General features: G+C 39.4%; 12 protein-coding genes and 3 pseudogenes. 8 read left to right on the forward strand and 7 right to left on the reverse strand.

The features are described 5' to 3' along the window. Positions 1–107: 107 nt before the first annotated feature. Positions 108–959: a PRD domain-containing protein gene (locus ACUN2T_RS23020; RefSeq protein ID WP_445495235.1), complete on the reverse strand. Its 852-nt coding sequence runs from the start codon at positions 957–959 to the stop codon at positions 108–110. A 454-nt stretch (positions 960–1,413) separates the two neighbouring features. Here ACUN2T_RS23020 and ACUN2T_RS23025 point away from each other — a divergent pair, with 454 nt between their 5' ends. Genes ACUN2T_RS23025 through ACUN2T_RS23035 form a run of 3 tightly spaced genes read left to right on the forward strand, consistent with a single transcriptional unit; the run spans position 1,414 to position 5,634 of the window. Further along, positions 1,414–2,907: a PTS transporter subunit EIIC gene (locus ACUN2T_RS23025; protein WP_445495236.1), complete on the forward strand. Its 1,494-nt coding sequence runs from the start codon at positions 1,414–1,416 to the stop codon at positions 2,905–2,907. Positions 2,908–2,924: 17 nt separating this feature from the next. Next, entirely contained in the window at positions 2,925–4,346 is a 1,422-nt protein-coding gene (ascB, locus tag ACUN2T_RS23030) for a 6-phospho-beta-glucosidase (RefSeq protein ID WP_445495237.1), read from the forward strand. Beyond that, positions 4,330–5,634: a carbohydrate porin gene (locus ACUN2T_RS23035; protein WP_445495238.1), complete on the forward strand. Its 1,305-nt coding sequence runs from the start codon at positions 4,330–4,332 to the stop codon at positions 5,632–5,634. Before ascB ends, ACUN2T_RS23035 begins: the two co-directional genes overlap by 17 nt. 99 nt (positions 5,635–5,733) lie before the next feature. Here ACUN2T_RS23035 and dnaJ read toward each other — a convergent pair whose 3' ends face one another. Then, positions 5,734–6,855 carry a molecular chaperone DnaJ gene (dnaJ, locus tag ACUN2T_RS23040; RefSeq protein WP_445495239.1) on the reverse strand — a complete coding sequence of 374 codons (1,122 nt, stop codon included), beginning with the start codon at positions 6,853–6,855 and terminating at the stop codon, positions 5,734–5,736. Positions 6,856–6,963: 108 nt separating this feature from the next. Then, positions 6,964–8,871, reverse strand: coding sequence for a molecular chaperone DnaK (gene dnaK, locus ACUN2T_RS23045; protein ID WP_445495240.1), 1,908 nt, complete (start codon positions 8,869–8,871; stop codon positions 6,964–6,966). Between the two features lie 315 nt (positions 8,872–9,186). On the opposite strand from dnaK, the gene satP reads away from it, so the two are divergent. After that, positions 9,187–9,759, forward strand: coding sequence for an acetate uptake transporter (gene satP, locus ACUN2T_RS23050; RefSeq protein WP_445495241.1), 573 nt, complete (start codon positions 9,187–9,189; stop codon positions 9,757–9,759). Positions 9,760–10,130: 371 nt separating this feature from the next. Here the strand turns inward: satP and ACUN2T_RS23055 are convergent, their stop codons facing one another. From ACUN2T_RS23055 to ACUN2T_RS23070, 4 genes and pseudogenes are all read right to left on the reverse strand, one after another. Further along, entirely contained in the window at positions 10,131–11,033 is a 903-nt protein-coding gene (locus ACUN2T_RS23055; protein WP_445495242.1) for an MFS transporter, read from the reverse strand. Continuing rightward, positions 11,014–12,324, reverse strand: a complete 1,311-nt coding sequence (locus ACUN2T_RS23060) for an IS4 family transposase (RefSeq protein ID WP_445495243.1) — start codon at positions 12,322–12,324, stop codon at positions 11,014–11,016. Before ACUN2T_RS23060 ends, ACUN2T_RS23055 begins: the two co-directional genes overlap by 20 nt. Positions 12,325–12,366: 42 nt before the next feature. After that, positions 12,367–12,702 carry an MFS transporter gene (locus ACUN2T_RS23065; protein ID WP_445495244.1) on the reverse strand — a complete coding sequence of 112 codons (336 nt, stop codon included), beginning with the start codon at positions 12,700–12,702 and terminating at the stop codon, positions 12,367–12,369. 204 nt (positions 12,703–12,906) lie between these two features. Beyond that, positions 12,907–13,152 (reverse strand): annotated as a pseudogene (locus ACUN2T_RS23070) (transposase); the annotation flags it as partial. A gap of 171 nt (positions 13,153–13,323) precedes the next feature. Between ACUN2T_RS23070 and ACUN2T_RS23075 the strand changes: the two are divergent. From ACUN2T_RS23075 to ACUN2T_RS23090, 4 genes and pseudogenes are all read left to right on the forward strand, one after another. After that, a complete protein-coding gene (locus ACUN2T_RS23075; protein WP_445495245.1) occupies positions 13,324–13,920 on the forward strand; it encodes an autoinducer binding domain-containing protein in 597 nt (198 codons plus the stop codon). A 185-nt stretch (positions 13,921–14,105) separates the two neighbouring features. Beyond that, positions 14,106–14,783: pseudogene (locus ACUN2T_RS23080) on the forward strand (IS1 family transposase). A 197-nt stretch (positions 14,784–14,980) separates the two neighbouring features. Next, positions 14,981–15,454 carry a hypothetical protein gene (locus ACUN2T_RS23085; RefSeq protein ID WP_445495246.1) on the forward strand — a complete coding sequence of 158 codons (474 nt, stop codon included), beginning with the start codon at positions 14,981–14,983 and terminating at the stop codon, positions 15,452–15,454. A 107-nt stretch (positions 15,455–15,561) separates the two neighbouring features. Further along, positions 15,562–16,035: pseudogene (locus ACUN2T_RS23090) on the forward strand (IS1634 family transposase); the annotation flags it as partial. Positions 16,036–16,039: the final 4 nt, after the last annotated feature.

Genomic DNA, 16,039 nt, shown 5'->3' on the forward strand with positions numbered 1-16,039 from the left:
CCTAAATCTAATCTATTGTCAAAAAGAACCAAACAACATAAATCTATTTATCTTATATTTTTTAACTTAATACCTGTCTACACGCCTGTTTGACGATTCACTTGCTATTAATCTCTGGCCTTATAGCTATCATTGACCACCCGCTCTATATGAATAACCAAATAAATCAATTCATCATCGGGAACTTTCCACTGATATTTTTCTCGCAGATATTTAATTAACTTCACTGCACAGTTATAACTTTTGAAATATTTTTCTTCTATCAATTCTTGCAATGAAAAGTCCATTTCAATAGCAGACGAATGCTCATTTTTATTCTGTCTGATTAAGAAATAGCGCAGATGAGTAATAAAACGGGAATAGTTCACTGACGTTGAGTCAAGATTAACATGAAAATAGTAGTGAATAAGTTTAACGGTTTTATTAATTAAATTCGTTAATTTTAATGTATCTCCCATCGTTTGCCCTTCATATTGAGCATTAACAAAATGCAAGGCAATCAATGAAGCTTCTATCGGCGGTAATGGCATTTCAATCTGGTTATTAATATGAATAATTGCCTGTTTACCAATTTCATATTCTAACGGATAAAGATGAGGGATCTCCCACTGCAAAACATTACCAATCTGATATCCTTTTCTCACACGCTCAAATGCGAAGTTTAAATGTTCTGACAAAGTAATGAGTAATGAATCGTTAAGAGGCTTGGCAAGAAAATCTTCACCTAATGTGATAATTTTCTCAGTTAGCTCTATAACTGAAACAGGGATAGTAGAAAGGATCTGATTTATCTTATAGTGTTTTTCGACAGTAAAAACTTTTGCAACATCTTGAATATTCAGCCTATCCCCTTTTTTTCGATTAAATCCTATGCCCTTATCCATGAGAATCATTTCATTATTATTCTCATCAATAGCAAGAACGACATTATTATTTATGAGTTTTATTATCGTTAACAAAAGATATACCCTAAGGATAAACTATTATCAGCCCTAATCTATAGAATAGGTAAAATATATCCGTGACCTAGTTGTACCTGATCTAGTTAGTCCTAGTCATTAACACTTCTGTACACTAATTCATATAGATATTCCATCTTTCAGGCTAAGGTATAACTTTTATAAAGTCAATGACACCGCAACATACTCAAATTACCTACCATATTTATGATAAGTATCACATTTTTGCCAAAATTACGTTTAATAACTTGCAAGTATCATAAGAAATAACTAGGTTTTAAATATTGAATCTAGGCTTGTTACCGACTTAGTTGCGACTAACGTGTCGGGCAAAACCTAATCCATTATCTACGATGCTCCTATTCCAGGGCTATTAGATGGTGGGTTAGGTTTTTTTTTGACTTAAATTTGGCCTTTCGCTGTTTTCAACTTAATTCAAAGAAGGGGAAGTCTAATGAGGTACGAAAGTCTGGCGGATAAGATAGTCAGCACAATCGGTGGGAAAGAGAATATATCCAACCTTGTCCATTGTGCCACACGTTTACGATTTAAGCTTAAAGACAGAAGTTTAGCTAACAGCGAATTACTCAAGCAGACGATAGGAATTATCACCGTAGTAGAGAGTGGTGGGCAATATCAAGTGGTTATTGGTAGCCATGTAGGCGATGTCTACGATGATATTAATAATAAATATTTACAGAATAATGTAGAAAAAACCGATAATAAACAAAGTGTAACCTCACATCAAGAGATAAAAAAAGAGAATACAAAAGGTTTAAAACGTATTTTTGATGGCGCAATTGATATTATTTCCAGTATTTTTACACCACTATTAGGTGTGCTGGTTGCTGCCGGGTTGATTAAAGGAATAATCGCTTTATCTAACGTGTTTAATTGGATGAGTATAGATAGTGGTACCTATAAAATTTTATTCGCTACCGGCGATGCAATGCTTTATTTCATGCCTATTTTATTAGGATATACCGCCGGTAAGCGGTTTGGTGGAAACCCTTTTATTACTATGGTTATTGGGGCAGTATTAACTTATCCAACCATGACGGAGGCATTTAAACTTTCGCAAGCGACGCCAGATATTCACTTAAATTTCTTAGGTATTCCCATTACTTTCATTAATTACAGCTCGACAGTCGTTCCTATCATTTTATCAGCATGGTTTAGCTGCTTTCTAGAGAAGAAGCTCAATAGTTGGTTTCATTCCTCTTTCAAAATATTTATGACGCCTTTCCTGTGCCTGTTAATTACCGTTCCTTTGACTTTTCTAGTCATCGGCCCTGTAGCAACAGAACTCAGTAATGGTCTGGCCGCAGGATATCTCTTTTTCTATCAATTAAATCCCGTCATTGCAGGGATCCTGATGGGCGCAATATGGCAAGTTTGTGTTATTTTCGGTCTACACTGGGGACTCATCCCAATAATAATCAATAATATGATGACACAGGGAAAAGATATGCTTTCCCCACTGCTCCAGCCAGCAATATTTGGTCAGGCAGGTGCAACACTGGGCGTATTTTTACGTACACGCGATAAGAATATGAAAACATTATCAGGAACTGCATTCATATCAAGCCTATTTGGCATTACTGAGCCGTCTATTTATGGTGTAACACTGCCACTGAAACGTCCATTTATTATCGGTTGTATTGGCGGTGCACTTGGTGGTGCTGTTGTCGGTTTCTATTCAGGAACGGCACATAACTTCGGCGGTATGGGTGTCTTTGCGTTCACCTCATTTATTTCTCCGGCAGGAATAGACAACGCTTTCTGGAGTGTAATCTTAGGTTCACTGGGTTCATTCATTTTCTCCTGTGTTGCAACCTATTTATTCGGTGTACCGTCAGAGGCTAAAACATATCCCGCACAACAAATTAATTTAAACGCAGATAAAACGTGTCGCATTAAGACGATATCTTCCAAGTTTAACGAGTAATAAAAGAGAGGAAAACCATGAAAAAACAATTTCCAGCAGACTTCCTTTGGGGAGGCGCATTAGCTGCAAATCAGGCAGAAGGCGCCTATCAAACAGGCGGAAAAGGGTTATCAACCTCAGATATGCAACCTCACGGCGTTATTGGTCACAGTATAGAACGCAATTTGGGTGATTTCCACATCAAGGATATCGGCATCGATTTTTACCATCGTTATCCTGACGATATTGAGCTGTTTGCTGAAATGGGATTTAAATGCCTGAGAACCTCTATCGCCTGGACACGAATATTTCCCGAAGGCGATGAAGAAATACCGAACGAAAATGGCCTGGCTTTTTATGATCGCCTTTTTGACGAAATGAGAAAATACCATATTCAGCCATTAATTACGCTTTCTCATTTTGAAATGCCTTATGGCTTAGTAAAAAAATATGGTGGTTGGGGAAATCGTAAAACAATTGAGTTTTTTGACCGTTATGCCAGAACTGTCTTTGAGCGTTACAAACATAAAGTAAAATACTGGCTGACATTCAATGAAATTAATATGTCTTTATTTTCTTGCTTTACCGGCGCGGGATTACCGGAAAACAGTAAAATTCAGGATATTTATCAAGCACTACACTATCAGCTAGTTGCCAGTGCCAAAGCAGTTAAGGCCTGCCATGAAATTATTCCTGATGCAAAAATTGGTAATATGGTCGCGGCAGCATCTTACTACCCATTAACTTGTCATCCTGATGATGTACTGGAATCATTGAAAAAGAACAGAGAATCGCTGTTCTTTTTTGATGTACAGGCGCGTGGGTATTATCCATCCTATATGATGCGCCTGTTTAAAGAGCAAAATATTACGCTTGATATAACAGATAAAGATACACAAGCACTAAAAGAAACCGTCGATTTCCTTTCTTTCAGTTACTACATGAGCTGTTGTGCGACGACAGATCCGGAAATAACCAAAAGCGCCGGAAATCTGATTAATCCGGTGAAAAATCCTTATTTATCCAGCTCAGAATGGGGATGGCAAATAGATCCTCAGGGCCTTCGTTATCTGCTTAATATGCTATATGACCGTTACCAGAAGCCACTGTTTATTGTAGAAAACGGCTTGGGTGCCAGAGATATTATTCAAGACGATGGCACTATTATTGATGATTATCGTATTCAATATCTCAACGATCATTTATTCCAGGTACGGGAAGCCATTGAAGATGGTGTTCAGTTATTAGGATATACCTCATGGGGGCCAATAGATTTGGTCAGCGCCTCTACTGCGGAAATGTCAAAACGATACGGGTTTATTTATGTCGATCGTGATGACCAAGGCAACGGCACACTGGAGCGGCGACGTAAGAAAAGTTTTAGCTGGTATAAAGATGTTATAAGCAGTCATGGCAATATTCTTAAAGCCCCGGAGGTAAAAAATGAAAATAGCCAATAAATTTCTTTTATTAACGCTGTCGCTTATTCTTCTTCATAGCAATACAGTGGCAGCGACAAAAAGTGACTGTAGTTCATATGATGCCCTTTTACCAAGAGGTCCGGAAACACCCTCGGTTTCATCCGCCTGCGATACCGTATTTCCTGAATGGGGCGGTCTCAGAAAAGAGATGGCAGATCATGGTTTTTATGCAAATATCCAAATGTTAACAAATCTAACCTATGATGTTTCAAGAAACTGGAAAAATACCTCTAATCCTAACTATGTAGGCCAACGCTTAACCACTGGTAATATGTTTATTACAGAACTGACCTATGATTTATCGCGGATTGGTTTCACGGATAAGGCACAATTACGTGTAGGTCTAAACTATGCCTACAATAATTTTAAAAATAATGGTCAAGATGGGCATCCTTTTATCTCCGCTTTTTCTATTAACCAACCTTTATTTAATGATCGGGTGATATTGAATTACGGCTACACAACACTGCTCTCTCATTTCTATGGATTGTTTTTCGGTAGCAGTACAGCGTCATCTGCGCTAGGGCCAACCAGTGTGATGTTGTCCCAGGCCGGTCTGCCCAGTACAAAACCGAGTCCATCAATAGATATTCGGTTTTTATCGGAAAATAAACGTTGGTATGACCATATTGGCGTTGCCAGAAGTCAAAGCTCGGAAGGTTTAAGAGCGGACTCAAAATACAATACTTATGGTCTGCGCTGGAAACTTCCCAGTGCGGGTACGTTAGTCATCAATGAATTAGGTTATCGTGTTAATGCCAATGAAACGGAAAACATGATCTGGATTCGAGGCGGCTCGGTGTTTAATAAAACACCTTATTTTAACTATAACAACTCAGAATATGAAGATCATACCTACTCTCATTATATCGCGGTTACCCGCCAGATAACCAAACCGGATGCGTCAATGCCTTTCCGCGGCTGGTATATTGATGGTAAAGCCAACTATGCACCAAAGGATCGTAACCTGTTTAATACCGATGTTTCATTATCATTGTTCAGCATTGGTCCATTCGATTCACGTCCGACCGATATGCTTACTTTTGGTTTGTCATATAATAAGTTTAGTAATGACGCAAAAGATTACTTCGCCCGCAATGGTCAATTTGCTGAAAGTTATAGTGCAACCGCTTCCGCGTCATATTCGTATCGTGTCTACAACGGGATCTATTGGACCAACAGCTTATCCTATACTCATCACCCCTCAGTAACACCAAAAGAGGACGATGCTTATAATTTACTCACACAAATTACCTTTAGCTTATAATTCTCTGCTAAAACAAAAAGTCCTCGCATGAAAACGAGGACTTTATCAGTCATCTGAGCTGTGTTTATAAACACAGCCCGATTATGAAGATATGTGCAGTTATTTGGTTAAATCATCAAAGAATTTCTTTACGCCATCGAAGAAACTTTTAGAACGTGGGCTGTTGGTTTCGCCACCCGTACCACCTAAAGATTCTCCCAATTCACACAGTAATTCTTTCTGTCTTTCGTTCAATTTAACCGGAGTTTCTACTACCACCCTGCACAGTAAATCACCCTGTGCGCCGCCACGGACAGATTTAACACCTTTACCTTTCATGCGGAACATTTTACCGGTCTGGGTTTCAGCAGGTATTTTCAGTTTCACACGACCATCAAGCGTTGGGACTTCGATTTCTCCACCCAGTGCCGCCATCGCAAAGTTAATTGGCACTTCACAATAGAGATTATTTTCTTCACGCTCGAAAATATGGTGCTTTTTCACCTGTACCTGAACATACAAATCACCTGCCGGTGCACCCTTACCACCCGCTTCACCCTCACCACTCAGGCGAATGCGGTCACCGGTGTCCACACCAGCCGGGATCTTAACAGACAGTGTTTTATATTTTTCGACACGACCATGACCATGACACTTGTTACAAGAATCTTTAATGATCTGACCACGACCATGACAATGTGGACAAGGTTGCTGAACGGTGAAGAAACCCTGACGCATATGAACCTGACCAGCCCCTTGACAGGTTGAACAGGTGACAGGGCTGGTACCGGCTTTAGCACCACTGCCATGACAGGTATCACAGGTTTCCAGTGTCGGGATACGGATCTCTTTGGTCACACCACGAACCGCTTCTTCCAGTGTCAGTTCCATACTGTAACGCAAATCAGCACCGCGGCTTGGACGCTGCTGACGACGACCACCACCGAAGATATCACCGAAAACGTCACCAAAGATATCACTGAAATCAGCACCGCCACCACCGCCCATACCACCTTGCTCAAAAGCAGCATGACCATATTGGTCATAAGCAGCCCGTTTCTGGTCATCAGTCAGAATTTCATAGGCTTCTTTAACTTCTTTGAATTTGCCTTCTGCATCTTTATCACCCTGATTACGATCAGGATGATATTTCATTGCCAGCCGCTTATAGGCTTTTTTAATCTCTTTTTCGTCCGCTGTTTTGGAAACCCCCAAAACCTCGTAACAATCTCTCTTTGCCATCTCTTATTTTACCCTTAACATACGCGCACGGGCGCAGAGTTCCCTCAACGCCCGTGCCGGTTAATCAGCAACAGTTGTCATCACTGTCACCCCGCCCGCTAAGGGCAATTATTTTTTGTCTTTAACTTCTTCGAATTCAGCGTCTACAACGTTGTCATCTTTTTTCGCGCTGTCACCCTCGTCTGCTGCGCCAGCCTGAGCCTGCTGTTGAGCAATTTCCAACAGTTTAGCGGAAGCCTGAACCAGAGCCTGAATTTTCGCTTCGATATCCGCTTTGTCTTCGCCTTTAGCCGCAGTTTCCAATGCAGTTACCGCGCTTTCAATGGCTGTTTTATCTTCTGCCGACAGTTTGTCACCCGCTTCTTCTACTTGTTTACGAGTACCATGAACAAGTTGATCTGCCTGGTTACGCGTCTGTACCAATTCTTCAAACTTACGATCAGATTCAGCGTTAGCTTCTGCGTCACGGACCATCCGTTGAATTTCTTCCTCATTCAGACCAGAAGAAGCCTTGATGGTGATCTGCTGTTCGCGGCCACTGTTCTTATCTTTAGCAGATACGTGCAGAATACCGTCAGCATCAATGTCAAAAGTGACTTCGATCTGAGGCATACCACGAGGTGCCGACTGAATACCATCCAGATTGAACTGACCCAGAGATTTGTTATCGCCGGAACGTTTACGCTCACCCTGCAATACATGGATAGTTACCGCAGATTGGTTATCTTCTGCCGTAGAGAACACTTGGCTGTGTTTAGTTGGGATAGTGGTGTTTTTCGTAATGAGAGAAGTCATCACGCCGCCCATCGTTTCGATACCCAGAGACAGAGGCGTTACGTCCAGAAGCAATACGTCTTTCACATCACCAGCCAGAACACCGCCCTGTACCGCAGCACCCATCGCTACCGCTTCGTCAGGGTTCACATCTTTACGTGGTTCTTTACCGAAGAAGTCAGCAACCACTTTCTGCACCATTGGCATACGGGTCTGACCACCCACCAGAATCACATCTTGCACATCAGAAACTGACAAGCCAGCATCTTGCAATGCAACCCGTACAGGCTCCATAGAACGTTTAACCAGGTCTTCTACCAGTGATTCCAGTTTCGCACGGGTCACTTTGATGTTCATGTGCTTAGGACCAGCTGCATCCGCAGTGATGTACGGCAGGTTAACATCGGTCTGCTGTGCAGAAGAAAGCTCAATTTTTGCTTTTTCCGCCGCTTCTTTCAGACGTTGCATTGCCAGTGGATCATTACGCAGATCCATGCCCTGATCTTTCTTAAATTCGTCAACCAGATAGTTGATCATACGGCTGTCGAAGTCTTCACCACCCAAGTGGGTATCACCGTTGGTTGCAAGCACTTCATAGGTTTTTTCGCCGTCAACTTCATCAATTTCGATAATAGAGATATCGAACGTACCACCACCAAGGTCATAAACCGCAATAGTACGGTTACCCACTTCTCTGTCCAAGCCGTAAGCCAGTGCAGCTGCGGTTGGTTCGTTGATAATACGTTTTACTTCCAAACCTGCGATACGCCCTGCGTCTTTTGTTGCCTGACGTTGAGCATCGTTGAAATAAGCAGGTACAGTGATGACGGCTTCAGTTACTGGTTCACCCAGGTAGTCTTCAGCTGTTTTCTTCATTTTCTTCAGAACTTCAGCAGAAACCTGAGGAGGAGCCATTTTCTGGTCTTTCACTTCCAGCCATGCGTCACCGTTATCTGCCGCAATGATTTTGTATGGCATGATAGCGACATCGCGTTGTGCTTCATCGTCCTGGAAACGACGGCCAATCAGACGCTTAATAGCAAACAGCGTATTTTGCGGGTTAGTAACAGCCTGACGTTTAGCCGGTTGACCAACCAGAGTTTCACCATCCTGGGTATATGCAATAATGGAAGGAGTTGTACGATCACCTTCGCTGTTTTCCAGTACACGAGCTGTCGTGCCATCCATAATAGCTACACAAGAGTTGGTAGTTCCCAGGTCGATACCAATAATTTTACCCATCTAAACGCCTCCACAAGAAATTCATAATCAGTCAAGTTGCTAATCAATATGAGGATGGTTATCAGCTTTTCAACGGCACCTATTTTTATTGCCTCTATGCGATTCCTCACCTTTGCTTATATACATCAGCTGTATAGGACAGCGATTAGCAACTGCGGTTGATTATAAGATGGGGCCGTTAAAACCATCATCAAGGGGGGGAGTGAAAAAAAAACCTTTTTATTATTTCATAGGTCATTGTTTCCTTGCTGACAGATCATTATGATTCGCCACCTTTGCTATTTATTACTTTTACGATTTTCTTTCAGAGGACTTATGAGCACTAATCAGTTGGCAAATCCCGGCCCTTTAGGTTTGATGGGTTTCGGCATGACAACCATTCTGCTTAACCTGCACAACGCAGGTTTCTTTCCACTGGCATCAGTTATCCTGAGCATGGGCATTTTTTATGGCGGTCTGGCCCAAGTACTGGCGGGGCTTTTTGAATATAAGAAAGGTAATACTTTTGCCGCAACGGCTTTCACCTCTTATGGGCTGTTTTGGCTCAGTCTGGTCGGGTTATTGTTTCTACCCAAAATGGGGCTGGCAGAAGCCACCAGCAGTCAGTATTTAGCGGTATACCTTGGTTTGTGGGGTATTTTTACGCTATTTATGTTCTTTGGTACCTTCAAGACTAACCGCATACTCCAGTTTATCTTTGGTGGCCTGACACTGTTATTCGCTTTATTAGCCATTGGCAATTTTACTGGAAACACAATGCTTCTGACGATTGCCGGTTATGAAGGCATAATTTGTGGCGCCTGTGCGTTTTATCTGGCAATGGCGGAAGTCCTGAATGAGCAGTATGGCCGCACTATCCTGCCTATTGGTGAGATGAAACAGTCATAAACCGCAGGTTGGAAGCGGGAAAGTTCTTCCATTCCCGCTTTCAATCCAGTAGAGCGTATTGCCATCTTAAAACACCTGTCATTTCATTTACCTATACATTCCAACCTAAAAAAACCGAGCTTGAATTTACGGGATTGTGATATCGCTATTTTTAAACGAAGCTAAGGTTAATTAGGCTCTTACAGCAGTATAAACCTTATGGATCCATGATTATTGGGGACAAGTTCGTCAAGAAAAGCTCTTTTCTGGCGGAAAAGTTTAGGGGAAGTGGTGTTCTCACATAGCAGCAAGCTTCGTTTGGTGAACGAAGCTTGATTAAAACAAAGTGACAAATAAAAAACTAGAACTTTGTCAGTAAGCTGGTCCTTAAATCATACCTGTCCTTCGGTAATTTCTTCATTGTTATTATCGACCTTATTTTTAATATAAATGCTTAAAAATGCCATGAATGTAAAGACAATACTGCTCAGAACAACCGTATGTACCCCCAGTTGTGACACAAACCACCCTCCCACCATAGCACCAATCGTTATGCCTAGGTTAGAAAAAGAAATATATAGGCTATTGGCAAACTCTGGCGCTTCATTGGCTTCTCGCATAAGCCATGTCTGACTGATAACAAGCCCGGCAGAATGTAATGCGCCCCAGAAAATGGTCAATACAAACATGGCTACTGGCGAGAATCCCAGATACCAGATAAAGATATACAGAAGGATTAATAATATAGGATATACATAGGTTGTTTTTACAACATTTTTTTGTAAGAAACTGCTAAAGATAAAATTCCCTACGAACCCACATACACCAAATAAAAATAAAATTGCACTAATAAAATTATTATCAAGGTGCGTAATTTTAGAAAGGTAATCTGCCATATAGCTGAAGTTTGAAAACATCGCTGAGAAAATCAATGTCACTGTAGAGATCGTCAGCCATAGCTTTCCCTTCCGCAACACTTTCAACTGACTAGAAAAAATAACTTTTTTTGTAGCGGGTATTGAGGGAACAAAAAACAGAATACCAATGAAAGCCAACGCGCAGGACACTGCTCCAAAGTAAAATGCAGCACTTAGTGATAAATGCTCTGCGATGAGTGAGCTCATTGGTACACCTAATACCATTCCCACAGCAACACCTGCAAAAACTTTTGCTACCGCCCCAGTACTTTTTTCTTTAGGTACTGAATTGGCTGCAACCACAAGTGCGACAGCAAAGAAAACAGCATGTACCAGTGCCGGAAGCAATGGCATTCGGTTAACCTCTTGCTGGGGCATCAAAAGAGTTCCATCGGGTTCTGGGACGCATAGATTTTCGTGGATAGTGCCTCCCAGGCCTCACCCGTTGAGTCATTCCGGCAAGTCCCTCTGAAAGAGCACAATAAAATGATTTTAAATGTTTTTTTATCCCCTGCATCAGCAAAGACAAGTGTTTTACAACGAGAAACAAACAGTTTTTGAAATTCAATTTCTGTTTATTTTCTCTGCTATCAATGCAGTCGCTATCGTTACCTCTGTGATTAATATCATTTTCCGATATCCTTGCCAGGTTCAGTAATAATATATGCGCTTGGATTTCTTGTCTGACACCTTTCTCACTCTGTGAATGGAAATCCTCAATGCAAAGGATTGACTTTGACAATTTATATAACTCTTCTATATTCCATCGATGATGATATAAATCATGAAAGGCTTCGGCTTCATAATATCCTTGTTCAACAAGAGTAGTGGCAAGAATATATTCACCATTTCGGTCAGTATGCTTTATTAGTCTTAATGTTAAGCATGGGAATTCTGAAAGAAGCTTTCTCTTTCTAAGATCTGACTTTACTGCTTCCGATGGCGTATAACTAACAATAAGATCATCTGAATTACTGTCAGAAAAATCTCTAATAGCCTTATTCCTGTTTCCCTCCTGTACTCTGAATACTGCATTCAGATTGTTTTGCATTACTTGATATAACAAGTAATAGCTAAAGTATCCCCGATCGAAGATCACGATAGCATTGCTATCTAAACACTGGAGATGCTTTTCGACACAAGCCCTCTCATTATTATGGTTAACAAAATCAACGTCATATATGATCGAATTCAATACATCATAGAGACAACTCATCATTGCATAGGGATAATGTCGTGATGTGTTTTTGGGTGTTTTATATCCATTTTCCAGCAACCCTCTGGGAATGTTTAATTTTGAGCCATCTATAGCAAACAGTCGATGTCCTTTCCATGTTTCGGGATGGGTATTATCTTCCCATACAGAAACGATATTTTTGTTTATGGTTTTTATTGCATCATCAGGTAATTTCATTCTGGCTTCGCACATTGATGAAGCCGAGACGGGCTTATGCTGAGGTAACGGTATTTTTTCACGAATGCACTCAGCCCATATTTCATTAATAATATAAGAGTATCCGTGGTTATTTTTCCCTGATATGATTTTCATGAGAAATAGAACAATCAATTTTGTGTCTATTGACCTTTTTCTTTTTCGCCAGGATTTGTCAATTTTTGAGCATGAATCAAAAAAAGTTTTGTTCAGAAAATGATATATATCCATCAGCATACTCTCCGGGGAAACTTAGATTTTTATAGCATAGTTGTTATCTTAACCGAATGCCATTGGTGCCGGAAGTACCCTGAAAAAGAGCATCAGGTTAAAGACGTTTGTTGTTGCATATATAAGGTTAGAAATGATAAATATGAGGAGAATAGTGAGAAGAATATATTTTTTATTACACCCAGATAGCATTAACGTAATAAATGGCCCCGTCACGGCTACAATAATAGCATATATGCTTACAAGAAAGCCAACCTGAGTAGGGGTCACATGAAGTTGCGACTCTAACTGTGGTAATAATCCAATTACAGCTACCTCGGTAGTAATAACACCAAAAACTGCAACAGACAAAGTTAGTAATAACATAGAACTTTTATTTTGCATAGCGATTCCTGCATGGTTTATATTTTTCGTAGTGGCTTTTTGTGTCAAAGGAAAGCAAACAATCTATATCTTATTTCCTACATCAAGTAACACGCTGATCAAAATTAATTTTTCATATATTGGAAAGATAATTACAAACTATCTATGTAAACACAAGGACATTTTAGAGACTGTTCAGAATGCTGTATCAGTTTAAAATTTCCGTTACAAGGTTATTACGTTATCAAGCTTGCCTTCAAAATAAATAGCTAGCTGTGACAAATTTACACTCCAACTTTATAATCGCGTCGTCCATTTTTTCTAGGTATTTTCTAGTCTCAGATAGAATAGTTTTACCAGATCATTTTCATTCGGTAACGCACCTTTGGTCTTCGTTAATTTCCTGAATTAAAGGTGAACGGGTTCAATCGCATTGGTCGTATAAATGACTTTACGAATGAATGTCGGATACTATTTACTTAATTTTACTATTTTCCATTAATATAGATGTATTATTGTATTATTCATCTGTTAATACTACAACCGCCCTGAAAAAAGTTTAATTAAATTAAATAAAATTGTAAGATGATGATTGAAAATTAAATAATCTATAATATCATTTTTTCTCGATGGATATTTTTTATGAATAAAAATAGTAAAAAAATCACTGAAGAGTTTTCTCAGAATATTAAATGTATTGTTGAATCATTTGGTGTACAGAGTTATTCATATGTAATAAAGTCAAAATATAATCAAAATGAACCACTAATAATATCCAACTTCCCTATACACTGGCTAAATAAATATAAAAAATTGTCATTACATAGGATTGACCCTATATTAATAGCAGCTAGAAAAAACATAATACCGTTTAGCTGGCAAGATAAAAATTCAAATAAATTTGATAACTTAAGATATCTGGAGTTAAATTCTTGCCTAGTGCCCAACTCCCTTTTTGGATATACCTTCCCTTTGCATGACCATAAAAATAATTTCGCTGCCCTAACTGTATGTAATATTGAGTCTAATAGTGAATTTGAATATTTAATCGAAAATAACAAAAATACCATACAGGCAAAACTAGCAAGTATCCATCATGAAATACTTTTGTTTGATGATGGATGCGATAAGGTTATTAATAATAACGTCAGATTAACTAAAAGGGAAAAACAGATATTATATTGGGCAAGCCAAGGTAAAACTTACCCTGAAATAAGCATTATACTTGCAATAAAGTAAGTAACTGTCAAGTTTCATGTGGGTAATATTTTAAAAAAGTTTGGAACAATAAATATGAAACAAACAATCAGACACTACGTAGATTACCAATATTAGCAGGGAGGGAGCATACTTTGTTAACAACGGTTGTATATTCAATGCGTTGTTCTTTGTGTATAATCCCTGTTTTTTACGAGAGAGCTTAGATAACAATTGTGGAAGCTAAATGTCAGTTTTGTCATCAAATAAAGAACGTTAAAAAGCACGGCATAGGTAAAGGTGGTCATCAGCGTTCCCGTTGTCTATCCTGTTGTCGCACCTTCCAGCTCGAATATAGATATCGTGCCTGTCGTGCAGGAATAAAAAAACAATTTGTTAATCTTGCAATGAATAACGCAGGTATCCGCAACACCTCTCGGACATTACATATCGGCATTAATGCTGTCGTTCAAACCTTAAAAAACTTTCCCCACGATGTGTGACTACATTACCTCTGGATGATTTAGAAATTCAACTTATCTGCGAAGTCAATGAAATGTGGTCATTCATCGGTAATAAGAAGCAGCAACGTTGGTCGTAGTATGCTTAGGAGCCTTACCTGAAGCATATCATCGCCCATACCTTCGTAAAAAGAATCAGGAAGACATTGTGTCAAAATTCAAGGTGTTTTTCTAGTATACAGACAATTTCAATGCTTACAACCTCTTGCCGATAAGCCAACACCTTATTAGGAATAAGGTTTCACACAACGTATCGAATATGGAAATTTGACTTTGCGTAACCGGATTAAACGACTGAATCGTAAGACACTCGGTTATTCAAAATCGGCCGAAATGCATGACAAAATCATTAGTATTTTCACTAAGCGCAAGTACTATGTTTAAAGCGAGTCAATACCTTGAATACACGACCTGTAAAAATGATAATCAAGATATAAGGTTAAATTAGACTTGTTTTCCCTGTGTAATAAATATAAAACCTATACTTATGGATAGTATTATTTCAACTTTCCTCAATATATCATCCATATGCTCACAATGTTAAATAGTTTTTGTGAGCTTTTTAAAGAAAAAGGTGACTCATGCGTGAGAATAATATAGAAAAAGAACTTATCGAATCATACAACAACTTAGCTGATTGGGGAAAATATCTAGAGAAAATTAAGGTGCATAGCTTTCAAAAAAATGAAAACAGATTTCAAATTAATACGGATGCTTACATAGCCACATTTAATTTTGATTGTGAAATATTTTCTTTATTACATCATTCTTTTAATTATGTAGATAGAAAGTTAGAAAATACTCCTTATAAACGAATGGGTTTCTTTTTCCATAAAATTGTCAAACTAGATAAAGTGATACAAACTCAAATAAATTCCGATGATACTTATTTAATTTCGGATGCTATGAGTATCGGCTTTGTTTATTGTGGATTAACTAAATCATTTAATTCGGAAGGTGATTTTGTTGATGTTGTAATATTGTATCTAACGAGGGAAGTGCTAAATACTGTACAAAAAAACAAGTTAAACCGTCATTCCGCACCGTATTTCTGATTTAAAAATAATGTGATCTTACACAGGTTTTTTGTATTGATGACATCGGTGGGGTTGACGGTAATCGCTAATTTTGATCTATTACTTTTATTTGCCGGAAAGCGAATATGTCCACACCCATACCTGCCATTAAACGTCTCGATCATCCTGGCCTTATCGCCGCTTTTTGTCATGAAGCCGGTTTACCCCGCATGATTGATGCCATTATCCCAAAATATTCATCGCATACCGTCTCTCACGCCGACGCTTTTCTGGCGATGATCCTTAACGGGCTGGGGTTTCACAGCCGGACATTGCACATGTTTTCCGGCTTTTTTCAACATAAGCCGATTGCGCGTTTAATTGGCGCTGACATTGAAGCTGAACACCTTAATGATGATGTGCTCGGCCGTACACTGGATGCCTTATATGAAGCGGGGGTGTCGGAAGTTTATCAGGTGCTTGCTGAGCAAGTGGTTGATAAATTGGGGCTGAAGCCCGATTCCGTTCATTTGGATATCACGAGTTTTCATGTCGATGGTGACTATGACAGCGCGTTGGGAGATGACACAAAACGCATTGCACTGGTGCCGGGTTATAGCCTGT

The sequence above is a fragment of the Photorhabdus machadonis genome (assembly GCF_052657765.1).